This is a genomic window from Deferribacter desulfuricans SSM1 (assembly GCF_000010985.1).
Classification (GTDB): Bacteria; Chrysiogenota; Deferribacteres; order Deferribacterales; family Deferribacteraceae; genus Deferribacter; species Deferribacter desulfuricans.
Window position 1 is genome coordinate 244,663 of sequence record NC_013939.1, and the last position, 26,591, is coordinate 271,253.

Below are 26,591 nucleotides of genomic sequence, written 5' to 3' on the forward strand. Positions count from 1 at the left end.
CTAATTATTTTATGTTAAGAAGCTTTCTTGCGTCAATTACTTCACCAGCTATTGCAGCTGCTGCTACCATAACAGGACTCATTAATAGAGTTCTACCGTTTGGAGAGCCTTGTCTCCCTTTAAAATTTCTGTTTGAACTGGAGGCTGAAATCTGATCTCCCACAAGTTTATCAGGATTCATTGCAAGACACATGGAACAACCAGGATTTCTCCATTCAAAACCTGCTTCCATGAAAATTTCATGTAGGCCTTCAGCTTCCGCCTGTTTTTTGACTCCCATAGATCCTGGAGCAATAAAAGCTTTTACCCCTTTTGCGACTTTGTTCCCTTTTATGTATTTTGCAACTTCTCTTAAATCTTCTATTCTTCCATTTGTGCAACTACCTATGAAAGCAACATCTATTTTTGTCCCTTCTATTTTTTGACCCGGTTTAAATTTCATATATTCTAATGCTTCTTTATCTATATCATTTTTAGGTTCAGGTATTTTCTCTGTTACAGGGATACATTGCTCAGGAGTGATCCCCCAAGTTACCATCGGTTCTATATCATGTGCATCAAAGTTTGCAACATCATCATAGTTTGCATCAGGATCAGATTTTATACTTTCCCAGTATTGCAAACGTTTATCCCACTCCTTTCCTTTTGGAGCGTATTCTCGCCCTTTTATATAATCATAGGTTGTTTGGTCAGGATTTATATATCCAACTCTTGCCCCTCCTTCAATTGCCATGTTACAGACTGTCATTCTTCCTTCCAGTGACAGTGATTCAATGGCTTCTCCAGCGAATTCATAAGCATAACCGATACCACCTTTGACACCAAGTCTATTTATAAGATAAAGGATAATATCTTTTGCATAGACACCAGGTTTTAATTTGTTTTTTATATCTATTTTTCTGACTTTCAGTGGTGTTAAAGCAAGTGTTTGAGTTGCAAGGACATCTCTTACCTGTGATGTCCCAATACCAAAAGCTATTGAGCCAAAGGCACCATGAGTGGCTGTGTGTGAATCACCACATGCAATTGTCATCCCTGGTTGTGTGAGACCTAACTCTGGCCCCACAATATGCACAATCCCCTGTTTCCCTGATTCAGGTGAGAAAAAGGTGATACCAAATTCTTTTATATTTTTTTCTATAGCTTGCATCATCTCTTCTGCTAAAGGATCAGCAAATGGTCTCGATATATCATCTGTTGGAATAATATGGTCGCATGTAGCAAAAGTTCTTTCTGGGAAAAGTACTTTGAGCCCCATTTCTCTAAGCATTGCAAATGCCTGAGGGCTAGTTACTTCATGTATTAGATGAAGTCCTATGAAAATTTGATCTCTTCCTCCAGAAATTGAGCCAACTTTATGAATTTCCCATACTTTTTCTAATAATGTTTTGCCCATATCTTTACCTCTTTTTATTAATTTATAAAACATACATTACTAAAAAAGATGAAAAAAGCAAGAAAAAGTTTAATCAAACTATAAAAAGTTTAGTGAATTTGTAAAATATTTAATATTAAAAAAACTCTTGATTTTTTGAAAAGAGAATATATATATAATATCGCTGTTAGCACTCGACAACGATGGTTGCTAATAATAAAATATATAAGGAGGGTAACATGGCTAACATTAAACCTCTTCAGGACAGAGTTCTTGTAAAAAGGATTGAAGTTGAGGAGAAAACAGAGTCTGGAATTATTATACCTGACACTGCAAGAGAAAAATCTCAAGAAGGTGAAGTAATTGCTGTTGGTCCAGGTAAAGTATTAGAAAATGGTACTAAAATTGAATTAACAGTAAAACCTGGTGACAGAATATTGTTTAGCAAATATGCTGGTACTGAAGTTAAAATCGATGGTGAAGAATATCTGATTATGAGAGAAGACGATATTCTTGGTATTATTCAGAAATAATTAAAAGAAAGATAAAGGAGGTGTCAATATGGCAAAGGCTATTACATTTAGCGAAGAAGCAAGACAGGCAATTTTAAGAGGTGTTGATAAATTAGCAAACGCAGTAAAAGTAACATTGGGACCAAAAGGTAGAAATGTTGTTATAGAAAAGAAATTTGGTTCACCATTAGTAACTAAAGATGGTGTTACTGTTGCAAAAGAGATTGAACTAAAAGATCCATTGGAAAATCTTGGCGCTCAAATGGTAAAAGAGGTAGCAAGTAAAACAAGTGATGTAGCTGGTGATGGTACAACTACTGCAACAGTTTTAGCTCAAGCAATTTACAGAGAAGGGATGAAGAATGTCGTTGCTGGTGCTAACCCAATGGAAATTAAAAGAGGTATTGATAAGGCTGTAGAAGCTGTTGTAAATAAATTACAAGAAATCTCAAAACCAATTCAGGATAAAAAAGAGATTGCACAAGTAGGTACAATTTCTGCTAACAATGATCCAGAAATCGGTAACATTATTGCTGATGCAATGGAAAAAGTTGGTAAAGATGGTGTAATTACTATCGAAGAAAACAAATCTACCGAAACTGTTTTAGAAGTTGTTGAAGGTATGCAGTTTGATAGAGGATATTTATCTCCATATTTCGTAACTGATCCAGATAATATGGAAGCTGTACTTGAAAATGCATACATCTTGATTCATGAAAAGAAAATCTCTAATATGAAAGAATTGCTTCCAATTTTAGAGCAACTTGCAAAACAGAATGCTCCATTCTTAATAATTGCTGAAGATGTAGAAGGGGAAGCTCTTGCTACATTAGTAGTTAACAAATTAAGGGGTACATTAAACTGCTGTGCTGTTAAAGCACCTGGTTTTGGTGATAGAAGAAAAGAAATGCTTAAAGATATCGCTATCCTTACAGGTGGCCAAGTAATCAGTGAAGATCTTGGTTTGAAATTGGAGAATGTAAAACTTTCTGACCTTGGTAGAGCTAAGAAAGTAGTTATAGATAAAGAGAATACAACAATCGTAGAAGGTGCTGGTAAAACTGAAGATATTCAAGCAAGAGTAAATCAAATCAAAAAGCAGATCGAAGAAACTACAAGCGATTATGATAGAGAAAAACTTCAAGAAAGACTTGCAAAACTTGTTGGTGGTGTTGCAGTAATTAAAGTAGGTGCTGCAACTGAAACAGAAATGAAAGAGAAAAAAGCAAGGGTAGAGGACGCTCTTAATGCTACAAAAGCTGCTGTAGAAGAAGGAATTGTTCCTGGTGGTGGTGTAGCACTTATTAGAGCTCTTGCTGCTTTAGATGACCTTAAATTAGAAGGTGATCAACAAATCGGTGTTGAAATAATAAGAAAAGCTCTTGAGTATCCATTGAGACAGATTGCTGAAAACGCTGGTTATGAAGGTAGTGTTGTAGTAAATGCTGTTAAAGAGAACAAAGAAATTACCTACGGATTTAACGCTGCTAAAGAAGAATACACAGATATGATCAAAGCTGGTGTAATTGATCCAACTAAAGTTACAAGAAGTGCACTTCAGAATGCTGCTTCTGTTGCAAGCTTAATGTTAACAACTGAAGCATTAATTACAGAAATCCCAGAAGAAAAGAAAGATAATCCAATGCCTGGAGGAATGGGCGGCGGAATGGATATGATGTAAAAAAGCGGGCTTCATGCCCGCTTTTTTTTATTAAGAAATGAAATTAGTGGCATAAAGTATTTTTGGAAATGTATAAAATTTATTAGGTTTGTAAAATGAATCAAACTTAACTCTTCTCTTTATTAAACCATAGTAAATGCCAGCATCATTTGATTCTCCAACCATAGTACAGCCGATGATAACCCCATTTTCATCCAAAAAGAGTTTTCTGAAATACCTTCTTGATTGATCATAAAAAGTAACTGTTTTTACATCATCTTTGAAATATCCGACAACTGCTACTTCGACACCGAAAACTTCAGTTGTGTTATTTTTTATACTTCCATCATATTTTTCTTTAATACCAAGTATGTGTTTTGCAGCAATTTCACCGTGTTCAACAGCTGTTATCCAGTTTCCTTGAGTTGTGTATTCCTTTGTGATAAAATCTAAATCTTCAGCAATATCTCCTCCAGCATATACGTTTTCGATATTTGTTTGACAATATTCATTAACCAATATACCCCAGTTAATATTTAATGAAGAATCTTTAAAGATGTGGGTATTTTGTGTGACACCTTTACCAATTATTGCAAAATCAGCGACTAATGAGTTTCCGCTTTCTAATTCTACAGATATATTTTCTTTGTTTGTCTTAATAGATTTTATATTATCTTTTTTGTATATTTTTACACCTTTATTTTTCATGGTGTCTTCAATTATAGATGCTGCATCCTTATCTACCACTCTTGAAAAAACTCTATCAGAGGAAATAACAAGGTATTTTTCTACATCATCTTTTAAATGGGAAAGTAAAGGTATGGTAACAAGTCCAGCTCCAAATCCGACAACGCTTTTTGCAGTTTTATAAAGTTCATGTAATTTATCTGCATCATTTAAGTGTCTTAAATTTAGAACTCGGTCAGATTCTAAACCAATTTTGGTTGCTTCAGCACCAAGCCCTATGAAAAGATATTTATAGTTGATGATTTCACCATCATCCAAATGCACATATCTTTTATCAAAATCAACCGAAACTACAGTTTTACCAAATATAGTATCAATCCCTTTCGATTTATAAAATTCACTGTTAACTATAAATATTCCATCCCTATCTGTTTTATTAGCAACATAATAAGGGGTTAAAACTCTCGAATAAGCAGGCAAATTTTCTCTATCCACCATTAAAATGGATTTATCATTATTAAATTTTCTCAAAGTAGTTACAAAACTAAGTGATGCTGCACTGTTTCCTAAAGCAACAATATCATAATGTTTCATATTAGCCTCCGGGGTATCCTGTCCCACCAATGATATAAATAGTTACAATATCATCCTCTTTTAATGTGAGATTTTTTTCTTTGCCAATATTTTTACCATTTACAAGGACATTTAAATATTTATTGTTAACTTCATCTGGATCTAAAATATCATTCAATAATGCTTCTAGGTTTGTGTTTTGGTTGTATTTTTTTAATCCATATTTTTCTTGTAGTTCTCCTAAAAATTTAATGAAGGGCATAGGAGGTAATCCCCCCTATGCAAGCTGCAATTCTTTTAGTTTATCTTCAGATGGGATACCATCTTTTGTCCAGCCCCTTACGGCATAATATTCTGGTAAAATTTCTGATAATCTTGCAACGCTACCTTTATGCGGTCCATCTGGTACAGGTTCTTCTAAAATTCTCTTTGGAAGAGTATCCTTAGATGGATCTATTCCAGCATTTAGGTTAAACAGTCTTTCAAGATTATAAACTCTTTCTCCGCACTGGACATAATATTCTTCACTAAAGTCGAATCCACACGCAGCGTTTAAGAAATCTGTTATTTGGGCAGATGTAATTGCAAATGTAGTAAATAAACAAATACCGCTGGAGTCAACCAAAGCTGTAACATCTTGGAATGCTTTACACCATTCTGCTTTACCTTCAGTAGAAGTAGGGTCAAGTTTTTCTGGAATACCCATGATCTCAGGTGATATCAGATAACCTCTAACATGGCATGCACCTCTGTTGCTTGTGGCATAATTTATAGCCATCCCTTGGGCAACTCTACCATCATAAGCTGGGAACTCCAATTTTTTAACACTCATGGAGTAATTTGCATTACCATACATTTCGGCAAGTCTATAAGAACCTTCTGCCAATTTATCACCAAAACCTTCTCTTTTAGCCATCTTTTCCATCATTGTGACCAAAACGTTTGGATCACCAAATCTTAGAGGCATATCGGTATCAGAATCTGGTATTAACCCTTTTTCATACATTTCCATTGCACATGCAAGAGTAGCTCCGGCACTTATTGGGTCCATTCCATATTCATTACATATGTAATTAGCTTTAGTGACTGCTTCCAAATCGCTTACACCGCAATCTGCACCTAAAGCCCAAATAGTTTCATATTCTGGCCCTTCTTTTACAACATCTCCAGCAAGCTGGGTTACTCTACCGCATGCTATAATACATCCCATACATGCCTTATTTCTTTTCAAATATGTTTGAGCAAGTTTTTCCCCTGAAATTTCTGGTGCTCCTTCAAAAGTATCAAACTGGAAATTTTTGGTAGGTAAAAGCCCATTTTCGTTGATTACATTTACTAAAACAGCTGTACCATATTTTGGCAAACCTTTAGAGGTTACAGGAGATTCTTTTAATAATCTATATGCGTTGAAAGCAGCGGTTCTATATTCAGCTTTTTTAGCTATCTTTACACCACCGGTTCCTCTAATAGCAACAGCTTTTAAGTTTTTGCTACCCATTACAGCACCAACACCGGTTCTTCCTGCAGCTCTGTGTTTATCATTGATGACACACGCGAATTTTACAAGTTTTTCTCCAGCAGGTCCAATTGATGCGATTTTAGCATCTTGATGGAATTCATTTCTGATTATATCTTCTGTTTGATCGGTAGTTTTACCCCAAATATGAGAAGCATCTCTTATTTCTACTTTATCATTATAGATTGCTACGTAAACAGGTTTATCAGCTTTACCTTCGAAAATAATCATATCATATCCAGCATATTTCATTTCAGAAGGGAAATAGCCACCAGAATTTGAAGAAGCGATTGTCCCTGTTAGAGGTGCCTTTGTTACCACCATGTATCTTCCGTTTGCAGCACCAAGTGTCCCTGTTAGGGGGCCTGTTGCCATAATAAGTTTATTCTCTGGTGACAATGGATCAACTTTTGGATCAATTTCTTCTGATAAATATTTAGAAGCAAGACCATAGTGCAACTAATTTTGTGTAAGATTTTTATCCTCCTGTAATCTACCATATTTCTCAACTCTCTTATTCTTCAATACTATTAAAAAATAGTTCCAATGTTTCATCTTACGGGTTCTATAACTACCATTCATCTCCAATATCACTAAAAATACTACCTTTTCTAACGCTTTCTTATCATTAAATACTTCAATTACCTTAGATCGTCTTTTAACCTCCTTATGAAACCTCTCCAAAGGATTTGTAGTGTAAATATATGGTCTCATTAGAGCTGGATATTTCAAATAAGTCATCAACTCTGGCAAATCCCTTTCCCATGATGCAACCATCTCTGGATATTTATATGACCAGTTCCTGCGAAATATCTCAAAATTCCTTAAAAATTCCTCTTCATTCTCTTGCATGTATATGTTTTTCATATCTTCAGTTACAGCACTCTCATCCCGCTTGCGTACCTTGGATAATGAGCTCCGCACTTTGTGAACTACGCAAGTCTGAAAATCTGCTTTAGGATAAACCTCAAGTACTGCTTCTTTGATACCTTTTAAACCATCTGCTACAACTAATATTGGCTCCTGTAACCCTCTCTCCCTAAGCTCATATAGCAATTCCTTCCAGTTTAATGCACTTTCTCCACTACCACCAAATGTGTAAAATGCAAGAATCTCTTTATGACCATCCTCATCAATTCCCATAACTGTGTATATAACCTCACTTGATACCGTACCCCTTTTCAATTTTAAATATGTGCCATCTATAAACAAAATCGGATACCATTGTTCAAATCTTCTGTTGTGATATTTTTCCAACTCTTCCAAAATATCATCAGTTATCTTGCTCACCCACTTTGGAGAATACTTCTGACCAAGTAAATTCTCTAATGTTCGCACTATATCCCTGGTTGAACAACCTCCCTGATACATTGATATCACTATATCATCTAATTCAAACGTTGTACGTTTATATGGCTCTAAAAATGATGGCTGAAATTTTATCTTTCGTGTCCTTGGTATTTTTACCCCTTCTACTTTACCAAAAATTGTATTAAAATTGCGTGTATAATATCCATTCTTACTATCAGCATTTAATGAACAGTGGACCTCTCTTTCTATTTCTCCAAGCTTTTCTAAAAAATTAACAAACTGTTTTGACATAAATTCCATAAAAATTTCTCTAATATCCTTTCTTTTTTCAAATAATTCAGCTAAATTATAATTATTCATGGGGTATACCTCCTCCTTTTTCTTTTTTATGGGGTTAAGTAGATTACAGGAGGTATACCTCTTTTGCAATCCTTACACAAAATTCTTATACACTACCAGCAAGACCTCTACCGCCTATAAATTTTTTTGCCCAGTCAAAGTTTAAATCTTCTATTTTGTAGGTTCTATCAGTCAAATTAACTCTTAATATTTTTCCAATCCAACCGTACATATTACACCTCCATGGTCCCTTCTTTTAACACATTGATAAATTTTTTGATTTTATTACGTGTTGCAGTATCCTCTTCACTATAAGTAAGACATCCAGTTGGACAGAAGGCTACACACTCTGGATAATCTTCACCACATAAATTACATTTATCGGCTTTCATCTTCCATGGAGCATATTTAATCATACCAAATGGGCATGCACTGACACATGTTCTACATCCAACACATTTTTCATCCAAAACATATACAACACCTGTATCTGGATTTTTCTCAATAGCTCCTTTTGGACATGCTTTTAGACACCATGGTTCATCGCATTGCATACATGTTGCAGTTATAAAGACAGCTTCTTCCAAAAATACCTCATTTACAATTCTTGATTTTGATGGAGCAAATTCACCTGTGTGTTTGAAGGAGCATGCAAGCTCGCATGACTTACAGCCGATACACTTTTCTGGTTCTACTCTGATTAGTTTTTGCATAGGGGACCTCCCTTTTGTTTATTGAAAATTACCTCAACGTAAATTATAACATAGTTATGGAAGATTTTCAAAAAAAATTAGAAAATATTCAAAAAGAAATAGTTAATCCTTTATATTATTTTATAAATAACAATAAATTAGATTTAATCGAGTTAATTAAAAATGTTTTTGTGACTTTGTTTGTAAGAAAAGAACTTGTAAGTTGCGATATATTTAAAAAACTGTTTAATGAGATTAAAAATTGTCCACCTCAGGTTGCAACATTGTTTAGGCAAGAATATGTGAGATATTCTTATTTCCCCTTATGTGTAGAAAATATTTTACAATTGGCTCACATTTTAAAAAAATATTCAAATGAATCTATTTATGAAGTTGCAGCTGGAAGTGGTTGGCTTTCATTTTATTTGAGTAGATATGGGGTTGGGATATCAAAAGCTATTGATAACTATTCTTGGGATAAGCTTTTTGAAAAAGAATTGCCGATAAAAGTGGAAAGAGAGGACGCAGTTGAAGTTATTAGAAATGAAAAACCATCAACTGTTTTGATCAATTGGCCACCACCAGAAGATGAATTTTTAGTTAGTTGTTTTGAGGCAATGAGAAAAAATAGTTATCTTATCGTAATCAGCGATGTTGATTACAAAGTTACGAGTAACAAGTTATTTTTTGAAAACTATAAAAATCAAAAACTTTATGAGGAAAAACTTAAATACTCTTTTCCTGGTTTCAACGATACGATAAAAGTATATAAAAAATCTATTAAATAAAAGGGTGTTGTAATACAACACCCTTGATTTATTATTAATATTAACGTTTTGAGAATTGAGGGCTTTTTCTTGCTTTTGGTTTTCCGTATTTCTTTCTTTCCACCATACGTGGATCTCTTGTAAGAAAACCTTTTTTCTTCAATGGAGATCTAAAATCTTCATTGTATGCAACAAGCGCTCTAGCTATACCATGTCTGATTGCACCAGCTTGCCCTGATTTACCACCACCTTTTACAGTAATGTAAAGGTCAAATTTATTAGTTGCATTTACGGTTTCTAATGGTTGCATCAGAATCATTTTTAATGTTGGACGCTCAAAATATTCATCCAATGGTTTACCATTTACTGTGATATTGCCGTTACCTGGTTTTAAAAATACTCTTGCTACCGATGTTTTTCTTCTTCCTGTTCCGTAAAAATACTCAGCCATTTATTTTCCTCCTAAAGCTCTATCTTTTCTGGTTGTTGAGCTGCATGAGGGTGCTCATTTGAAGCATAAATTTTTAATTTTTTGAGCATTTTTCTACCTAATCTGTTTTTAGGCAACATCCTTTTTACAGCTAACCTTAAAACTTCTTCCGGTTTTTTATCAAGCATCTCTTCTAATGTACGTTGTTTTAATCCACCTAAATAACCAGAATGCCTGTAATAGATTTTTGATTTAAGCTTATCTCCAGTTACATGAATTTTATCAGCATTAATTACAACTACAAAATCACCAGTATCAATAAAAGGTGTATAGATAGGTTTATTTTTCCCCATTAAGATTTTTGCTATCTTAGATGCTAATCTACCAAGCGTTTTCCCTTCAGCATCTACTAAATACCATTTCTTTTCAATATCTGGTTTTGCCCATGTTGTTTTCATCTAACCACCTCTTTATCTTCTTTCTTTAATTCTTGCAGCTTTTCCTCTAAGTGCTCTTAAGTAGTAAAGCTTAGCTCTTCTTACTCTACCTTTTCTCACAACTTCTAATTTTTCAATTCTTGGTGAATAGTAAGGGAATGTTCTTTCTACACCAACATTATTTGTAACTTTTCTTACTGTGAAAGTTGAAGATGCACCATTTCTGTGCATTCTAATAACAACACCTTCAAAAGGCTGAACTCTTTCTCTGTTACCCTCTACAATTCTAAAATGTACTCTCACAGTATCTCCAGGTCTAAATTCTGGAAGCTGTCTTGTCATAAATTCCTGCTCTACAGCTTCTATGAATTTGTTTTTCATGATATATCCTCCTAATTTATATTTAACCTATCTAATATTATAGCAACCGCACTTCTTACTGAAAGGTGATTAAATTCATCATACCCTTTGATTCTTTCCAATATATAATCGCAAACCTCAAGCATATCGTCTGAAAAACCCCAACCGGTACCAAATAGCAGTAAAACTGGCTTTTCAAAAGTCAATTTTTTCAGCTCATCAAAGCTTACTGCATCATCTCTTTTTCTTGCAGTGGTACCAACCAACAAGGGTTTTTCCCCTTCTGCTTTTTCTATTTCATCTATAACTTCAATCAGGCTTTCCTTTACTTTTGTAACTCCGAAAGCCTCTTTTCTATTTTCATTGTAAGTAGCACCGTAACCTTCTCTCCAGTGCTTCAATACCCTATTAGCAATCTCCCTTTGAGCAGGCAAGGGATTTATCACATAATAATTTCTCACTCCAAAAGTTTTGCAACTTCTGGAAATATCATGTAAATCCATATTAGTTATTGCTGTTGCAACGATATTTTTTTCTTTGTCATACATTGGGTAATGCATCAAACCCACGTATAACCTACGCCTTTTTTTTATTCTGGACAAAACATCACTATCCAGAGCAGACTTTTTTATCAAATCAACTCTGTTTTGTAAAGTAGTTTTTATAGATTTTTCCAATCTCCACTCATTTATTTTTTGATGATGTCCAGAAATTAAAATTTTTGGTACCTTTAAACCTTCAAACTCATGAGGTCTCGTATAGTGAGGGTATTCTAATAAACCTTTTAAAAAAGATTCTTCTTGAGTTGATGTTTCATCTCCCAATACACCTGAAATCAATCTTGCAACTGCATCTATTATAACCATTGCAGCAAGCTCGCCACCAGTTATAATAAAATCACCTAACGAAATCTCTTCATCTACAACAAGGTTTCGGACTCTTTCGTCAACCCCTTCATATCTCCCACAGATGAATGTTAAACTTTCATATTGTAAAAGTTCTTCTGCTTTTTGTTGATTAAATGTTTTACCCCTTGGATCCAGCAAAATAATATGCGAGTTTTCTGTTGATTTTAATTTTCTTGCAGCTCTAACAATAGGTTCTGGTTTCATTACAAGGCCAGCACCGCCACCATATTGATAGTCGTCGGTCATTTTGTGTTTATCTTCTGCAAAATCGCGCAAATTTATTGGGTTTATTTTAAACAGCCCCTTTTCAATCCCCTTTGAAAGAACGCCTAATTCAAAAGGAGATTTAAACATATCTGGGAAAATTGTTAAAACATTAAATGTCTTCACTAATTAAACCGTCCCTATTAATTACAATTCTTTTGTTTATTTTGTCTATTTTTAAAACGTGATATGGGTTGTTGGAGATTAAAAAATATTCGTTTTCACTTTTTATTCTAAAAGCTTCCACGCTACCAGTCTCTTCATAATCTTCCAGCTCTCCAACAAAGTTGTTTTCCATATCAAAAACCTTAAACCCTTTTATCTCAAACCAATAGTATTCATTTTCATCAAGCTCAGGCAAAAGATTTGCTGGATACATTATATTATATCCGGATAACTTTTTAGCTGTTTCTATATCGTCAATATTTTCAAATTTGATGAGATAAAACTCATTGTGTTGTCTCACAGAGCTAACTCTTAAAGCTTTAACAATTTCTGTCTCTTTTGCCAGCATCAAAACTTCTAATGTCTCAAATAACTCTGGATACTCCGTCACTGGCAAAACTTTTACTTCACCATCTAAACCGTGAGAATTCTTTATTATACCGATTTTTATGTAATCCATTTTATAGAAAAATAAAGCCCTCAATTGAGGGCTTTTTATTATTCAAGTATTTCTAAAACTACTCTTTTGCCTCTTTTGATACCAGCAGCGCCTAAGATTGTTCTGATTGCTCTTGCTGTTCTCCCCTGTCTACCGATTACTTTACCAAGATCAGCAGGGTCTACTTTCAATTCGATTACAGTTGTTTTTTCCCCTTCAACTTCTTCCACAACTACCTTGTCAGGATGATCCACAAATGACTTAACGATGAATTCTACTAATTCTTTCACATTACACCTCCGCTATTAGCTTTTCTTTGGGAATTTGTATTCATGGAACTTTGCCATAACGCCCACTTTTGAAAGTAAGCTTCTTGCAGTATCTGTTGGGATAGCACCTTTTTTGAGCCATTCTAAAGCTTTTTCGGCATCAATTTTTATTTCTGCTGGATCTGTCAATGGATTGTAATATCCTAAAGATTCAACATATTTACCATCCCTTTTTGCTCTGCTGTCAGCTACAACTACCCTGTAAAAAGGTCTCTTTTTTCTTCCCATTCTCATTAATCTTATTTTTGTTGCCACTAAAGCACCTCCTTTTATCTAAAAAGATTTTTTAACATATTTTTGTCTATTTTATCTTTGCCTGAAAACTGTTTTTTGAATTTTTTCATCATTTTATTCATTTGTTGAAGTTGTTGTATTAATTTGTTTACTTCAGAAACTGATGTGCCACTACCTTTTGCTATACGTCTTTTTCTACTTGCATTTAAAATTTTATAATTAGTTCGTTCTAGTGGTGTCATTGAGTTTATAATAGCTTCAATTCTTTTAAAATTACTTTCATCCACATCAATATTTCCAAGGCCAGAAAATCCTGGTAGTAGTTTTAAGATACTTTCAAATGAACCCATTTTTTTTATCATTTTCATTTGTTGAAGCATATCGTTAAAGTCAAGTCCTTTTTTCTGTATTTTTGTGGCTAATTTTTCTGCTTCATCCTCTTCTATTGCGTCCTGAGCCATTTCCACAAGTGTTACGATATCACCCATCCCCAAAATTCTGGATGCCATCCTGTCAGGATAAAAAGGCTCAAAAGCATCTAATTTTTCACCAGTACCAACAAATTTTAATGGTTTACCAGTAACTTCTCTGATAGATAATGCAGCACCACCCCTTGCATCACCATCTAACTTTGTGAGAATGACACCAGTTATATCTAACATTTCATTAAATGTTTTTGCTACATTAACAGCGTCCTGGCCAGTCATGGCATCAGCTACAAACAGAATTTCATCAGGATTTATAGCTTCTTTGATATTTTTGAGTTCTTCCATCAATGTTTCATCTATGTGAAGGCGGCCAGCGGTGTCTATAATCACTACATCTTTGGCAGCAGACTTAGCATGTTGTACTGCTTCTTTTGCTATCTTTACAGCGTCTTGCTCATCCCTTTTAGAAAAAACATCAACTTTTAGTTGTTTACCTAAAATCTCTAACTGGTCAATTGCTGCAGGTCTATAAATATCATCAGCAACCAATAAGACATCTTTGCCATTTTTTTGGAAATATTTAGCCAATTTACCTGCAGTGGTGGTTTTACCAGAACCTTGAAGACCAACAAGCATGATTTTTGTGGGAGGGATAGGGTTGAGCTTTATTTTGGTGGATTGGTCGTCACCACCTAAAACATTTACTAATTCGTCGTGAACTATTTTTATGAAAACTTGGTCAGGGGTTAAACTTTTAAGTACTTCTTCGCCAAGGGCTTTTTCTTGGACAGCGGATATAAATTTTTTGACTACTTTATAGTTAACATCGGCTTCAAGAAGGGCTAACCTTACTTGTTTTACAGCATCTTTTATATTATCTTCAGTTATTTTTGCCTGTCCTTTTATCTTTTTAAAGACGGCATTCAACTTATCATGCAGTGTAGCAAACATAAAACTCCTATCACCTGCCACTTATTTAATTTTGCAGAAAAAACTAATTAACCTACTAAAAAAAAATTGTCAATCATTTATTTCTTTTATTTCTAAAATTCTATCTATTCGAAAAACTCGCTCATCATTTCTCATTGTACAAAACCCTTTAAGTCCCATAAAAGATTTACCTGAATATACCATTTCCCCCACCTCTTTTGGTATTATTACCCTTTTTGATTTTTCATCTTTTGTTTTTAGATAAACAATTTCTAAAGGGGAATTTCTTTCTATAGCTCTTTTTAAGATACTTATTTTTTCTTCTAAAGGGGTCTTCTTTTCAGAAAGTTGATATTGAAAATTTGTTAGAAAGTTAACAACTTTTTTATCTAATATGATACTATTTTTAGTTATTTTTTTTGTAAGGATGATACCATCTAGTGAGGTACACCTGCTCAATGCAACATAAAACTGGCCTGGTGCAAAAAAATGTCTGCTGGTGTCAATGATAACTTTGTGAAAAGTTTTCCCTTGGCTTTTATGTACCGTTATTGCATAAGCAAGTTTTAGAGGAAATTGTGTGTAAGAGCCTATAGTTTCACTTAACATCTTTTTTTCTTTTTTGTCGTATGTAAATTTTATCATATCCCATTTAAAAGGTGTTATTTCAACAATATTACCATTTTCAAGTGCAAGTTCTATTATCATCTCATCAGGGAAGATATTAGTTATTGTGCCAATTGTTCCATTTACCCACATCCTATCAGGAGCATTATTTAAAAGCATAACCTGAGCTCCTATTTTTAAGTGTAGATTTTTTGGGGTAGGGAGGCTATTTTCATCAAAATTACCTTTTAGTGTTCCATTTAGTTTGTATAATTTCCCTTTGAGTTTATCAAGCTTTTGATTATTTATTTCTTCAGCTTTTTTGTTGACCGTAGTTATGTAAATATATCCATCGTCATTATCTATTTTATCCTGTACTCTTGAATTTATAATTTTGATATCTTCGTCGGTGACTGTATTATTGCGGATTCTATTTAATATATCGATGAAAAGTTTATCAGATTGTCTGTAAATCGTTTCAAATTCAATAAACTCCATATCCATTTCTTTAAAAACTTTTGCACTGAAGAAATAAGGTGACTCATATTCCATATTAAAAGCTTTTTTTTGATGGTTAGTTAAAACTGGAGGGAGTTGATATAAGTCCCCAATAAATATCATCTTTGTGCCACCAAATGGGAGCTTAGGATTTTTGACCCTTTTTAAAAACAGGTCTATGCAATCTAATAAGTCAGCTCTTACCATAGAGATTTCGTCAATAATGATTGTATTCACATATTTATATATCTCATAATCATATATAAATAAATCGGGGATTTTATCAGGAGTAATATTTATAGGAAAATTGAAAAAAGAGTGTATAGTTTCTCCACCTATATTTATTGCTGCAACTCCAGTGGGTGCAAGAACTACGGCATCGAAGAGTAGTTCATTTATAAGATATTTTAAAAAGGTTGATTTCCCAGTGCCAGCTTTTCCTGTTATAAAAAGGTTCTTTGATGAGTTTGTAGCAAGGTCTATAGCTTTTTTAAATTCTGTATTTAGAGCTAATTTCACGAGATTTACACTAAATAAAAACTTCTATTATATTATGAATTGTTCCTGTAATACATTTCCCACCGTTTTTTGTAACTATGTATGTATTTTCTGGACCCACCATTCCAACTCCATCTATACTTTTCTTTGGTTCTACAGCTAAAACCATATTTTCTTCCAAAGGTAGTTCAAAACCTTTTGCTATTGCTGGAAATTCATCAACATGAAGACCTATACCGTGTCCTAAAAATTTGACCTGATTAGATTTATAACCCATAAATCCATATAAAAAGTCGTCATCTAATTTAGACATCACTTTTTCATAAATTTCTGCGGGGGTATTTCCAGGTTTTAACATTTCAGCAACCATATTTTGAATTTCAACGCATTTTTTGTGTTGATCCAATACATGACTAGGTGTTTTGCCTGTGAAATATATAGATGTTTTATCTGTATAATATCCCATATAACCACAGGCAGTATCTACATGAACAAGCATGTCCTTTGTTAATATAGTTTCTCTGTTTCCAAACAGAGGCACAGCTGGACATACCCCTTTTAAACCGCCAGGGCCATCAAATGAGTTGAAATAGTTTGAATTTTCACCAAAACATATATTTCCAAGATAAAGTTCACCGTTAAATGATTTTATTCTGGTTATACCTTGGTGCCCAAGCTTTAACATTTCGTTTAAAAGGAGCCTAGCAAAATCAAATTCGGTCATACCTTCTACTAAAAGCTTGGGAACTATTTCTTCTTTTGTAATCTGATGTATTTTTCCCGCTTCCAAGATAAATTGCATTTCATAATCGCTTTTGATAGATCTTGTATAGTTTATTGCTAAGTCAGATGATTTAACTGTTTTAAAATTGAAATACTTATTAAATCTTTCAAAAACGGAAATAGGTGTGGAATCTTTGCTAATATAAACTGTTTCGGGTATCTTTTTAATATATTGATGTATGTCTCTAAAACTTTTTATGGGTATTAAATTTTCAAACTCTGATTCTGCAACAGCTCTATCAAAGTTTCTTCTAATAAAAAAATACGAATCTCCATCTCGTTGTATAAAAAGGGTACCATTTTGCATAGTCCCTGTAAAATAGAAAATATTTATTTTATCAAATAAAACAGCAATCTCCCATTCTGGCTCAAATCTGTTCATAGCATTTTTAAAAAAATCTAGTCTTCTAATCAATTCATTTTTAGGCGTTTTAATCATAAGAGTTCCTCCAGCTTTATGTTTTTAGTTTTTAAATGATTTCTAAGTTTTGTTAATATCCGTTTTTCAATCTGTCTCACCCTTTCTCTTGTAACACCTAATCTTTTCCCAATCTTATCCAATGTTTCAGGTTCTTTACCATCAAGCCCAAATCTTTTTATGATAAGTTCTTTTTCGTTTTCATTTAAGCATTCGATCCAGTTCATTATTAATTCTCTGTTTTTTTCTTGAACAATCTTTTTAAATGGGTCGGCTTTACTTTCAGGGTCAGGGAGTATGTCGTGTAATGTGCTATTGTCATCTTCATTTATTGTGCCATCTATTGAAATATTTTGCTGCATTGCGTCTATAGTTTTTTGTATTGTTAAAAGAGACATATTACACTCTGTTGAAAGTTCAAACAGGGTGGGCTCTCTTTTTAACTTTCTCCTCAATTTTTCTGTAGCTTTTTTTACTTTGTTAATATTTTCGTTCATATGAACAGGTATTCTGACCATTTTCGTTTGATTAACAAGAGCACGTTCTATTGCTTGTCTTATCCACCAGGTAGCATATGTGCTAAATTTAAACCCTTTTCTATAATCAAATTTTTCTACAGCTTTTATCAAACCTATATTCCCTTCATTAATTAAATCTATTAATTGTAAACCTCTATTGTTGTATTTTTTGGCTATTGAAACGACAAGTTTAAGGTTACAATTAATCATTAAGTTTTTTGCTTCCTCATCCCCTTGTTCAATCCTTTTAGAAAGCTCTATCTCTTCCTCTTTTGAAAGGGTTGGATATTTTATTATTTCGTTTAAATAGATTGTTATGGATTCTAAATCATCTGTAGGTACGTCATTTGTAATTTCCTCTATGTTTTCAAGTTCTTTATCTAATTCAAAGTCCATTATAACGCTCTTATAGTCTGTAAAAATTGGTATTTATCTAAAAAATTATTTTTGTGGTCAAAAGGTGATTTATAGCTGTATAAAGGTTTATTCATTTTTAGTGCAATAGCAATTTCAGAAACTGTTCCAAATTCTCCCCCAATTGAGATAACAATATCACCTGATGACACAACTAAAATATTTCTAGCGTGATTTAGTCCTGTAGGGATAATTATATCACAATATTTATTAGCGTCATTTTTATTGTAAGATGGTATGATCCCTATTGTGATACCGTTGTAATTTTTAGCCCCTTTTAAAGCATATTCCATTACCCCACTTAAACCACCAGTGGTTACGGCATAACCTTTTTGAGCCATTATTTCACCAGTTGTTTCTGCAATCTGACAGATTTCTTCGTTATAGATTGATTGTCCGATTATTGATACAGTTTTCACATAATAGAGTTAATATTTTTTTGTTATTTCGTCAATAATTAAAGTATCTTAAAAAACAAATTTGACGAACTTACATTCAGAAATATTTTTTTTAATAAGTTTGTTACTCTCTTTTATATATAATTTTAAAGTATTATTTATTGGGATAACTAATCTACCACCATCTTTTAATTGATTTAGCAACTCTTCAGGTAATAATTCAGCTCCAGCGGTGACAATGATTTTATCATAAGGGGCGTATTCTTCCCAGCCAACTTTACCGTTATCTATTTTAAACTTTACATTATGTATATAAAGCTTTCTAATGATTGTTGTTGCCCTTCTGTATAATGCTGGGATCCTTTCTACAGTATAAACTTCTGAAACGAGTTTAGAAAGGATAGCTGCTTGAAATCCAGAACCTGTGCCTATTTCCAAAACTTTGTCATTAGGTTGTGGATCTAAAATAGCTGTCATTTTAGCTACAGTTGATGGCTTTGAAATTGTCTGACCATAACCTATTGGGAGAGCATCATCTTTATAAGCTAGTTTTATTAAAGCATCATCTATGAAAAGATGTCTTGGGACTTTTTTAAAGGCTTCTACAATTCGCTCGTTATTACAGGCAGGAGCAATTATTTCTTTTAGAAAATATTCTGGGATTCTCATTTTATCACCTGAGTTCCAATTCCAGAATCTGTAAATAGCTCTAAAAGAACTGAGTGAGTTATTCTACCATCAATAATATGTGCTTTTGATACCCCATTTTCCACAGCATCCTTACATGCATCAATTTTTGGAATCATACCACCTGTAAGTGTTCCGTTATTTTTTAACTCTTCTATTTCAGATATTTTGATAGTGCTTATAAGTTTTTTGTTTTTATCAAGAACTCCTTGGACGTCAGTCAAAAGTATGAGTTTTTCTGCTTTTAAAAATTTTGCTACACTAGAAGCAACAAGATCAGCATTGATATTATAGGTCTCAAAATTTTCATCAACACCAACAGGTGCTATCACGGGGATAAAATTTTTGGTTATATTTTCTAAAACGCTTGTGTTAACTTCTTCTACTAATCCCACATGTCCAATATCTATAATTTCTGGTGTTTTTATAAATTTATCATTTTTCTTGATGAGAAGTTTTTTGGCTTTAATTAAGTTACCATCCTTACCAGACAGCCCAATGGCTTTTCCACCATGCTTGTTGATTAATTTTACAATCTCTTTATTAACGCTACCAGCCAAAACCATTTCAACTATATTCATAGTTTCTTTATCTGTAACACGCATACCGGAAACAAATTTTGAATCTATATGTAGTTTTTTTAACATTTCACCTATTTGTGGCCCGCCTCCATGGACTATTACTACATTTATCCCTACAAACTTTAAAAGTGTTATATCTTGCGCGAAACAACTTTTCAGTTTTTCATCAACCATTGCGTGCCCGCCATATTTTATCACTATAGTTTTGCCTGCAAATTTTCTGATATAAGGGAGGGCTTCAATAAGAATATTTGCTTTCTCAATAAGTTTTTCCATGATAACCTCAAATGTTAAAAATATTTTTAAATTTATCTAATAAACTTTGTGTACTTTGTGTATCAAGTTTTTTATCGTTATTGTCAAATTCTTTCAACTTTTTTGAGCGCTCTTCAATTAATTTTTCTATATTTCTGTATAAACTTGTATTGTGCAAGAAGACCTTGAATACAGGTTTTGTTATTTCAAGTAGTCTGCAGTCTGTTATAGCAGTTACTGTTGCAGATCTTTTTTCCCCTGTTAAAAGACTCATCTCACCAAACATTGCACCTTTTGATAATTCAGAAATCTTTTTGCCTGATTTACTTACCTCTAATGTCCCCTCTAAAACTATATACATTGTATCACCAGAATCCCCTTCTTTAACTATTACAGAACCTTCTGCATATTGATTAATAAATGAAAAACGAACGATATTTGCTAAGATAGTTGTAGAAATACTTTCAAAAATAGGGATTTGAGAGAGTATATTTATAGTATCTTTATCAACTTCTTCAGGTTTTTCTTCAGATGTGTCTTTGTTGATTATTGTTCTTATTGGGAAAGGTATTTCTATATTTGCCATTTTAAATTCATACCAAAGTGATGAATAAATTTCATCTTTTGCATCACGTAAAAATTTGTACTCTTTAATCCAGAATGCAATATCATAATCTATACTAAAATCATTATAATTTTTTAAATAAATATTTATCCCTTTACTTTTATCAACATATATGCAGTTTTCTAAAACTTTTGAAACTACCTGCTTGAGCTTTGCTGGTGGAGTGTCGTAACTAACGCCAATACCAAGAAGAATTCTTAGAGATTTTTCTGGTTTGTTGAAATTTAACAGATTACCAGAAGAGATAGTATTGTTTGGTATTATGAGATAGACGTTGTCTAATGTTTTTAGTTTGGTATAGCGCCAGTTAATTTCTACTACTTCCCCTGTTTGATCATCAACTTTTATCCAATCACCAACATCAAAAGGTTTTTCAATCTGAATTATGAGCCCCGAAATCAGATTGCCGATTGTATCTTTCATGGATAAACCTATAATTGCAGTTAAAATAGCAGAAGGTGTCAGGATAGTAATAATATCTATATTAAAAACTATTCTCAAAATCGATAATACAAAAATGATAAGAATAATAAGTTTTACTATATCTATTAAAATGTGTTTAATATATTTCTTTTTATGCTTGATTAGAAAGTCCTCTATGTAGATTTTGACTATCAAATTATAAAATATCAAAAATATTAAAGAAACTTCAGTAAAAGATAGAAGTTTTGTTAGAAATGGTGAAAAGACCATTTTATTTTTTGCTAATTCTATTACTAAAACTATAAATAGAAAATTTAGTGTTTTACTTAATGACTTATTTATACTTAGTTTTTTCGTTAATCTACCAATAATTAGCTTGGTAAAGAAAAATAAAACGATTAAAGCTGCAATAATAATTAATTCATAAAAGTGTTCTTTTATAATGTTTGAGTTAAATAGTGACAACTATTTCACCTAACTCTTTTCTTTTCCTTTCTCTAATAGCGCCATCTTTTGGATATCCTAAAGGTGTCATTAGTAGAGGTATCTCATTTTCTGGTAAATTTAGAGCTTCTTTTACTTTGGCTTCATCGAAAGCTGCTATATAACAGGTACCCAATCCTTGCTCTGTAGCAGCAAGAATGAAATAATCAGCAATGATTGTGACATCACATAAAAGGTAATCTTTACCATCATTTCTTATCCAGTTATTGTCGGTTAGTCCTACAAAAACCACAATTATTGGTGCTTCTTCGAGCCAGCTTCTTGGATAAGCTTCGCAAAGTGCGGTTTTAACAGTTTTATCTTTAATAATGTAAATTTTCCAAGGTTGTCTATTGGCTGCACTTGGAGCAAGTCTTGCGACTTTCAGTATGTAATCTATTTTTTCGTCTTCAACATGTTTTGATAAATACCCTCTAACCGAGTATCTTTTGTTGACAAGTTTATAAAAATCCATAATATCACCTCATATTATGTTCCTTTAAATTAACTCTAATGAGATTATATATTCATTAATAAGCTATGTAAAGTCTATAAATTGGAGGAGATAATGGCTGTTGTATATTATGCATCACTTGATAACAAAAAGTTAAACTCACCGCTGAATAAATTAAAAAAGTTATTTAAAAGGCTGCAACCAGAAAATATTTTTGAAAAGGGGAGTTTGATTGCTGTAAAGACCCATTTTGGAGAGCTTGGTAATACAGCATTTATCAGACCTATATTTTTAAGACCGGTTATCGAGATACTAAAAAATATTAAAGTAAAACCGTTTTTAACAGATACTAATACTCTTTATGTGGGTATGAGGACAAACAGTGTGGATCATCTTCATAATGCTTTTTTAAATGGATTTAATTATTCTACATTACAGGTGCCAGTAATTATTGCAGATGGTTTAAGAGGGGAAAATAGTATTAGTATTAATATAGATGGTGAGTTATTAAATGAAGTTAAACTTGCTTCTGATATTGTACATTCAGATGGGATGGTTTGTGTAAGCCACTTTAAAGGGCACGAGGTATCTGGCTTTGGAGGTGCAATAAAAAATTTATCAATGGGTTGTGCTTCAAGAGAAGGTAAATTAGCTATGCATTCTGTCACAAGGCCAAGTGTTCATACAGAAAAATGTACAGCCTGTGGTTTATGTAAGGATGCCTGTGCTTCAGATGCTATAACTATTAGTAAATATGCTGAAATTACTGAAAAGTGTACAGGTTGTGCAAGATGTATTGCTGTTTGCCCACAAGGTGCTATCGGTATAAACTGGGATGAAACTGCTGAAAATACATCATTAAAAATGGCTGAGTATGCATATGGGGTTTCAAATGCACTTAAAGGAAAAATTCTTTATATAAATATTGCAAAGGAAATATCTCCTGCTTGCGATTGTTATCCTGGAAATGATCGCCCAGTATGTGAGGATATAGGATTTTTTGCATCAACTGATCCTGTTGCCATTGATAAAGCTTGTTATGATATGGTGATAAAAAGATTGGGATATGACCCATTTAATAAAATTTATGACTATATCGACCCTTTAATACAACTTAAACATGCAGAGAAGCTTGGATTAGGTTGTTTAGATTATGAGCTTAAGGTTGTTAAATAAAATTTTTAAGTAAAATATATATTTTTTGTTGACTAAATATGATAAAATGATATATAAACCGATTCCCGATGTTTATGTGTAAAAATGGAGGTGATAATAGATGTTTGCTATCGTAAAAACAGGTGGAAAACAGTATACAGTTAAGATTGGTGATGTTCTCAAGGTTGAAAAATTGGATGTTGATGCTGGATCTACTGTTGAAATAAAAGATGTTTTGGCTGTGGCTACAGAGCAGGATTTGGTTCTTGGAAACCCAGTGGTTGAAAATGCAAAGGTAGAAGTTGAAGTTTTAGAGCATGGTAGGGACAAAAAGATTTTAGTGTTTAAAAAGAAAAGAAGAAAAGATTATAAAAAGAGATATGGCCACAGACAGTATTTCACTAAAATTAAAGTAAAAGATATCAAAGTAGGTTAGGGAGGCTGAAATGGCTCATAAGAAAGCTGGTGGTAGTACTAAAAACGGTCGAGATAGCCAGAGTAAAAGATTGGGTGTTAAAAAGTTTGGCGGCGAATACGTAAAAGCTGGAAATATAATTGTTAGACAAAGAGGTACTAAGTTTAAACCTGGGAAAAATGTTGGGTTAGGTAAAGATTATACAATATTTTCACTTATTGAAGGTTATGTAAAGTTTGAAGATAAAGGTAGAATGGGTAAGTTTATCTCAGTATATCCTGAAAGAGTCTAATCAAGCCCCTTAAAAAGGGGCTTTTTTCTTGCATTTTTTCCTGTTGTAGTTCTTGGTAAAATCTATATTATAAAATAAAAAAATAGAGTTAGATTATGAAATTTATTGATGTAGCAAAAATCCATGTAAAAGCTGGTGATGGTGGAAGAGGTTGTGTTAGCTTTAGACGAGAGAAGTTTGTTCCACGTGGTGGCCCAGATGGTGGCAACGGTGGTGATGGTGGTGATGTATATTTAGTTGGTGATGAAGGGAAATCTACATTATTAGATGTAACTTTTAAAGCTATTTATAAAGCAAAACGAGGGGAACACGGTAGAGGTAAAGATCAGCACGGTAAAAAAGGTGATGATGTTTTTATAAAAGTGCCTGTGGGTACAGTTGTAAAAGATTATGAAAATGGTGAGATAATAGCTGATATTACTGAGCATGGTCAGAAGGTATTGGTTGCCAAAGGTGGAAAAGGTGGACGAGGAAATATGATGTTTGTTTCTCCAACGCAAAGGGCACCAAGATATGCAGAAGATGGAGAACCTGGTGAGGAAAAAATACTGTTACTTGAGCTAAAATTGATAGCTGATGTGGGGATTGTTGGCTATCCAAATGCAGGCAAATCCACTTTTATTTCTGTTGTTTCAGCTGCCAGACCAAAAATAGCTGATTACCCATTTACAACTATAACACCAAACTTGGGTGTGGTAAAAGGTGAATATGGTGAAAGTTTTGTTATAGCAGATATGCCAGGATTAATTGAAGGCGCTCACAAAGGTGTTGGGCTTGGTACACAGTTTTTAAGGCATATTGAGCGAACCAGATTGCTATTACATTTCGTTGATTCATCTGATTTTGAAACTCCTATGGATATTAGGTATGAAAAAATAAGAGAGGAATTAGAAAAGTATTCTGATGAATTGTCAAAGAAAAAAGAGATTATTGTTGCGACAAAAGTTGATGCTGCTAATGAGGAGTTTTTAGATAATTTTAGAAAATATATTGAACAAATAGGTAAAAAAAATGATTATTACGAAGTATCTGCTTTAACAAAAAATGGTGTTAAAGAGTTGTTAAAAAGGGTAGAAAAAGAGATTATATCATTAAATGAAAAAGATAAATGAGGTTTTAAACGAAACTCTCCCAAAAAGCATATCTAAAACATTATCAATAGTTAAGTTGTGGAGAGAAGTTTGTGGAGATTTCATATCAAAATTAACTATTCCTCTTATAATTAAAGATGGCATTTTATACGTTGCAACATCAGAGCATATTTTAAAAAATGAATTTTCATTTGTAAAAGATGAAATTATTGAAAGATTAAACAGTTTTGGTTTAGGTATTAAGGATATTAGAATTATACTGCAATTTGTAGAAAAAAAAGATACTGAAAGTGTGAAATTTAGAGAGATAACTGATAAAGAAAAAATGATAGTTGAGAGATACGCTAATAGAATTCAGGATGAAAATTTAAGAGAGAAGTTTAAAGGAGCAATGCTGGCCTATTTCAAAAGGTATTCTTTAAAAGATTTTATAAATGGGAATTTAGATGTTGAATAAATTATAATTATAATTATTATATATTGAGCGGAGGCATATAATGGTTTTAAAGATTGTAAAATATCCAAACCCAATTTTAAGAAGAAAGTCAAAAGAAGTTAAAGAAATTGATGGTCGTGTTATAAAACTAATAGATGATATGGTTGAAACGATGTATGCTGCTCCTGGCCTTGGTTTAGCTGCACCACAGGTTGGTGTAAATGAGAGAATATTGGTTATTGATCCTTCTGCAGGTGAGGATAAGTCTAAATTGATAAAAATAATAAATCCTGTCATTGTTGAAGCTGATGGTGAGGTTATTGAGGAAGAAGGGTGCTTGAGCATTCCTGGTGAGTATGCCAATGTGAGAAGAGCTGCTAAGGTTTTGGTAAAAGGGTTAGATGTTGATGGGAAAGAGGTTGAAATTGAAGCAGAAGATTTGTTGGCAAGGGCTTTTCAGCATGAAATAGACCATCTCAATGGTGTTTTATTTATAGATAGATTATCTCCAACTAAAAGGGAAACAATTCAAAAGCATATCAAAAAAAGGATTGCAGCTGGGGATTATGTCTTAGATTGATTAGTAATAAGGTTGATTCAACCAGTAATATAAATGTTGCAAAGTAATTGTAGCATAAGTTACTCAGATTGCTTCGCTGACGCTTTCAATGGCAGATTTTGGGGTCATTGTGAGGCAACGTAAGTTGCCGAAGCAATCTCAAAATTACATTGGTTTCAAAAAATTATCTTATTATACATTATCCTATTATCTAATTATCAATGATTTAGGATGGTAAGCAATAAACAGCTTTTAAACGGATATTTAAATTAATTATCAGGTGTTTTGTTTATTAATTCTGTTATTGTTTCTACTAGTTTGTGTTTATCAATTATTTTGTATTGGTTATTATCTGTCTTTAAAGACTCAACATTGCTAGATGAGAATATAAAACATTTGGTATCAGGTGATAAATCTTTTATTTTTTTTAGTAATACATACCCTTGTTCGTTTTTAAGGTTTAAATCAACAAATGCATAATCAATTTTTTGGTTTTTTAAAGTATCTTCTAAATTATTGCTTGAATATAAAGAGTAAAAATTAAATTTAAATTTTTTTGATAAAATATTCAAAATATCATGAAATGATTTCTCATCATCAATCAGGAGAATATTCATCAATAAGCCTCTTGCAATTTATTGTGTAT

The 26,591-nt window shown here is 32.8% G+C and carries 33 protein-coding genes; 9 read left to right on the forward strand and 24 right to left on the reverse strand.

Annotated features, from left to right (window positions below):
* Positions 1-4 precede the first annotated feature (4 nt).
* Complete coding sequence (gene leuC, locus DEFDS_RS01220; RefSeq protein ID WP_013006997.1) at positions 5-1,396, reverse strand: 3-isopropylmalate dehydratase large subunit; 1,392 nt, start codon at positions 1,394-1,396, stop codon at positions 5-7.
* Positions 1,397-1,614: 218 nt separating this feature from the next.
* Here leuC and groES point away from each other — a divergent pair, with 218 nt between their 5' ends.
* Together groES and groL are read left to right on the forward strand one after the other, a co-directional pair.
* Positions 1,615-1,908, forward strand: a complete 294-nt coding sequence (groES, locus tag DEFDS_RS01225; protein ID WP_013006998.1) for a co-chaperone GroES — start codon at positions 1,615-1,617, stop codon at positions 1,906-1,908.
* Between the two features lie 28 nt (positions 1,909-1,936).
* On the forward strand, positions 1,937-3,568 hold the full coding sequence (groL, locus tag DEFDS_RS01230) for a chaperonin GroEL (protein WP_013006999.1): 1,632 nt from the start codon (positions 1,937-1,939) through the stop codon (positions 3,566-3,568).
* Positions 3,569-3,598: 30 nt separating this feature from the next.
* Here groL and DEFDS_RS01235 read toward each other — a convergent pair whose 3' ends face one another.
* The 6 genes from DEFDS_RS01235 to DEFDS_RS01255 all read right to left on the reverse strand — a co-directional run bounded on the left by DEFDS_RS01235 (position 3,599) and on the right by DEFDS_RS01255 (position 8,686).
* The gene (locus DEFDS_RS01235) at positions 3,599-4,828 is read right to left on the reverse strand and encodes an NAD(P)/FAD-dependent oxidoreductase (RefSeq protein WP_013007000.1); all 1,230 of its coding nucleotides are present in this window, start codon (positions 4,826-4,828) and stop codon (positions 3,599-3,601) included.
* Position 4,829: 1 nt separating this feature from the next.
* Positions 4,830-5,069 (reverse strand): MoaD/ThiS family protein, encoded by a 240-nt coding sequence (locus tag DEFDS_RS01240; protein WP_041223537.1) that lies wholly within the window; start codon positions 5,067-5,069, stop codon positions 4,830-4,832.
* 15 nt (positions 5,070-5,084) lie between these two features.
* Positions 5,085-6,782, reverse strand: coding sequence for an aldehyde ferredoxin oxidoreductase family protein (locus tag DEFDS_RS01245; protein WP_231841022.1), 1,698 nt, complete (start codon positions 6,780-6,782; stop codon positions 5,085-5,087).
* Positions 6,783-7,994: an IS256 family transposase gene (locus DEFDS_RS12825; RefSeq protein ID WP_013007001.1), complete on the reverse strand. Its 1,212-nt coding sequence runs from the start codon at positions 7,992-7,994 to the stop codon at positions 6,783-6,785.
* 85 nt (positions 7,995-8,079) lie between these two features.
* Positions 8,080-8,205: an aldehyde ferredoxin oxidoreductase N-terminal domain-containing protein gene (locus DEFDS_RS13290; RefSeq protein WP_153801451.1), complete on the reverse strand. Its 126-nt coding sequence runs from the start codon at positions 8,203-8,205 to the stop codon at positions 8,080-8,082.
* Position 8,206: 1 nt separating this feature from the next.
* Positions 8,207-8,686 (reverse strand): 4Fe-4S dicluster domain-containing protein, encoded by a 480-nt coding sequence (locus DEFDS_RS01255; protein ID WP_013007002.1) that lies wholly within the window; start codon positions 8,684-8,686, stop codon positions 8,207-8,209.
* Positions 8,687-8,742: 56 nt separating this feature from the next.
* On the opposite strand from DEFDS_RS01255, the gene DEFDS_RS01260 reads away from it, so the two are divergent.
* A complete protein-coding gene (locus tag DEFDS_RS01260) occupies positions 8,743-9,453 on the forward strand; it encodes a hypothetical protein (RefSeq protein ID WP_153801452.1) in 711 nt (236 codons plus the stop codon).
* A 40-nt stretch (positions 9,454-9,493) separates the two neighbouring features.
* Here DEFDS_RS01260 and rpsI read toward each other — a convergent pair whose 3' ends face one another.
* The 16 genes from rpsI to DEFDS_RS01340 form a co-directional block, all read right to left on the reverse strand.
* The gene (rpsI, locus tag DEFDS_RS01265) at positions 9,494-9,883 is read right to left on the reverse strand and encodes a 30S ribosomal protein S9 (RefSeq protein WP_013007004.1); all 390 of its coding nucleotides are present in this window, start codon (positions 9,881-9,883) and stop codon (positions 9,494-9,496) included.
* 11 nt (positions 9,884-9,894) lie between these two features.
* A complete protein-coding gene (rplM, locus tag DEFDS_RS01270; protein ID WP_013007005.1) occupies positions 9,895-10,320 on the reverse strand; it encodes a 50S ribosomal protein L13 in 426 nt (141 codons plus the stop codon).
* Between the two features lie 12 nt (positions 10,321-10,332).
* Complete coding sequence (gene rplS / locus DEFDS_RS01275; RefSeq protein ID WP_013007006.1) at positions 10,333-10,680, reverse strand: 50S ribosomal protein L19; 348 nt, start codon at positions 10,678-10,680, stop codon at positions 10,333-10,335.
* Between the two features lie 11 nt (positions 10,681-10,691).
* Complete coding sequence (trmD, locus tag DEFDS_RS01280; protein ID WP_013007007.1) at positions 10,692-11,957, reverse strand: tRNA (guanosine(37)-N1)-methyltransferase TrmD; 1,266 nt, start codon at positions 11,955-11,957, stop codon at positions 10,692-10,694.
* Positions 11,944-12,456 (reverse strand): ribosome maturation factor RimM, encoded by a 513-nt coding sequence (gene rimM / locus DEFDS_RS01285; protein WP_041223539.1) that lies wholly within the window; start codon positions 12,454-12,456, stop codon positions 11,944-11,946. Before rimM ends, trmD begins: the two co-directional genes overlap by 14 nt.
* A gap of 38 nt (positions 12,457-12,494) precedes the next feature.
* Entirely contained in the window at positions 12,495-12,725 is a 231-nt protein-coding gene (locus DEFDS_RS01290) for a KH domain-containing protein (RefSeq protein ID WP_013007009.1), read from the reverse strand.
* Between the two features lie 15 nt (positions 12,726-12,740).
* Positions 12,741-13,019 carry a 30S ribosomal protein S16 gene (gene rpsP / locus DEFDS_RS01295; RefSeq protein WP_013007010.1) on the reverse strand — a complete coding sequence of 93 codons (279 nt, stop codon included), beginning with the start codon at positions 13,017-13,019 and terminating at the stop codon, positions 12,741-12,743.
* Between the two features lie 14 nt (positions 13,020-13,033).
* A complete protein-coding gene (gene ffh, locus DEFDS_RS01300) occupies positions 13,034-14,377 on the reverse strand; it encodes a signal recognition particle protein (protein WP_013007011.1) in 1,344 nt (447 codons plus the stop codon).
* Between the two features lie 69 nt (positions 14,378-14,446).
* Positions 14,447-15,979, reverse strand: a complete 1,533-nt coding sequence (locus tag DEFDS_RS01305) for an AAA family ATPase (protein WP_013007012.1) — start codon at positions 15,977-15,979, stop codon at positions 14,447-14,449.
* Positions 15,980-15,989: 10 nt separating this feature from the next.
* Positions 15,990-17,180, reverse strand: coding sequence for a M24 family metallopeptidase (locus DEFDS_RS01310; protein ID WP_013007013.1), 1,191 nt, complete (start codon positions 17,178-17,180; stop codon positions 15,990-15,992).
* The gene (locus DEFDS_RS01315) at positions 17,177-18,073 is read right to left on the reverse strand and encodes a sigma-70 family RNA polymerase sigma factor (protein ID WP_013007014.1); all 897 of its coding nucleotides are present in this window, start codon (positions 18,071-18,073) and stop codon (positions 17,177-17,179) included. Before DEFDS_RS01315 ends, DEFDS_RS01310 begins: the two co-directional genes overlap by 4 nt.
* On the reverse strand, positions 18,073-18,510 hold the full coding sequence (locus tag DEFDS_RS01320; protein ID WP_013007015.1) for a TIGR00725 family protein: 438 nt from the start codon (positions 18,508-18,510) through the stop codon (positions 18,073-18,075). The genes DEFDS_RS01315 and DEFDS_RS01320 overlap by 1 nt, the downstream gene beginning before the upstream one ends.
* A gap of 48 nt (positions 18,511-18,558) precedes the next feature.
* Positions 18,559-19,158 (reverse strand): protein-L-isoaspartate(D-aspartate) O-methyltransferase, encoded by a 600-nt coding sequence (locus DEFDS_RS01325; RefSeq protein ID WP_013007016.1) that lies wholly within the window; start codon positions 19,156-19,158, stop codon positions 18,559-18,561.
* Entirely contained in the window at positions 19,155-20,033 is an 879-nt protein-coding gene (argB, locus tag DEFDS_RS01330; protein ID WP_013007017.1) for an acetylglutamate kinase, read from the reverse strand. Before argB ends, DEFDS_RS01325 begins: the two co-directional genes overlap by 4 nt.
* 7 nt (positions 20,034-20,040) lie before the next feature.
* Positions 20,041-21,525 carry a mechanosensitive ion channel family protein gene (locus DEFDS_RS01335; RefSeq protein WP_013007018.1) on the reverse strand — a complete coding sequence of 495 codons (1,485 nt, stop codon included), beginning with the start codon at positions 21,523-21,525 and terminating at the stop codon, positions 20,041-20,043.
* Entirely contained in the window at positions 21,512-22,018 is a 507-nt protein-coding gene (locus DEFDS_RS01340) for a nitroreductase family protein (protein ID WP_013007019.1), read from the reverse strand. The genes DEFDS_RS01335 and DEFDS_RS01340 overlap by 14 nt, the downstream gene beginning before the upstream one ends.
* Before the next feature lie 93 nt (positions 22,019-22,111).
* On the opposite strand from DEFDS_RS01340, the gene DEFDS_RS01345 reads away from it, so the two are divergent.
* From DEFDS_RS01345 to def, 6 genes are all read left to right on the forward strand, one after another.
* A complete protein-coding gene (locus DEFDS_RS01345) occupies positions 22,112-23,173 on the forward strand; it encodes a DUF362 domain-containing protein (RefSeq protein ID WP_013007020.1) in 1,062 nt (353 codons plus the stop codon).
* 100 nt (positions 23,174-23,273) lie between these two features.
* Positions 23,274-23,588, forward strand: coding sequence for a 50S ribosomal protein L21 (gene rplU, locus DEFDS_RS01350; protein WP_013007021.1), 315 nt, complete (start codon positions 23,274-23,276; stop codon positions 23,586-23,588).
* A 10-nt stretch (positions 23,589-23,598) separates the two neighbouring features.
* Positions 23,599-23,859, forward strand: coding sequence for a 50S ribosomal protein L27 (gene rpmA / locus DEFDS_RS01355; RefSeq protein ID WP_013007022.1), 261 nt, complete (start codon positions 23,599-23,601; stop codon positions 23,857-23,859).
* A 95-nt stretch (positions 23,860-23,954) separates the two neighbouring features.
* Positions 23,955-24,971: a GTPase ObgE gene (obgE, locus tag DEFDS_RS01360; protein ID WP_013007023.1), complete on the forward strand. Its 1,017-nt coding sequence runs from the start codon at positions 23,955-23,957 to the stop codon at positions 24,969-24,971.
* Positions 24,955-25,407, forward strand: a complete 453-nt coding sequence (locus DEFDS_RS01365; protein ID WP_013007024.1) for a DUF721 domain-containing protein — start codon at positions 24,955-24,957, stop codon at positions 25,405-25,407. The genes obgE and DEFDS_RS01365 overlap by 17 nt, the downstream gene beginning before the upstream one ends.
* A 40-nt stretch (positions 25,408-25,447) precedes the next feature.
* Complete coding sequence (gene def / locus DEFDS_RS01370; RefSeq protein ID WP_013007025.1) at positions 25,448-25,966, forward strand: peptide deformylase; 519 nt, start codon at positions 25,448-25,450, stop codon at positions 25,964-25,966.
* Between the two features lie 248 nt (positions 25,967-26,214).
* Here def and DEFDS_RS01375 read toward each other — a convergent pair whose 3' ends face one another.
* The gene (locus DEFDS_RS01375) at positions 26,215-26,562 is read right to left on the reverse strand and encodes a response regulator (protein WP_013007026.1); all 348 of its coding nucleotides are present in this window, start codon (positions 26,560-26,562) and stop codon (positions 26,215-26,217) included.
* Positions 26,563-26,591: the final 29 nt, after the last annotated feature.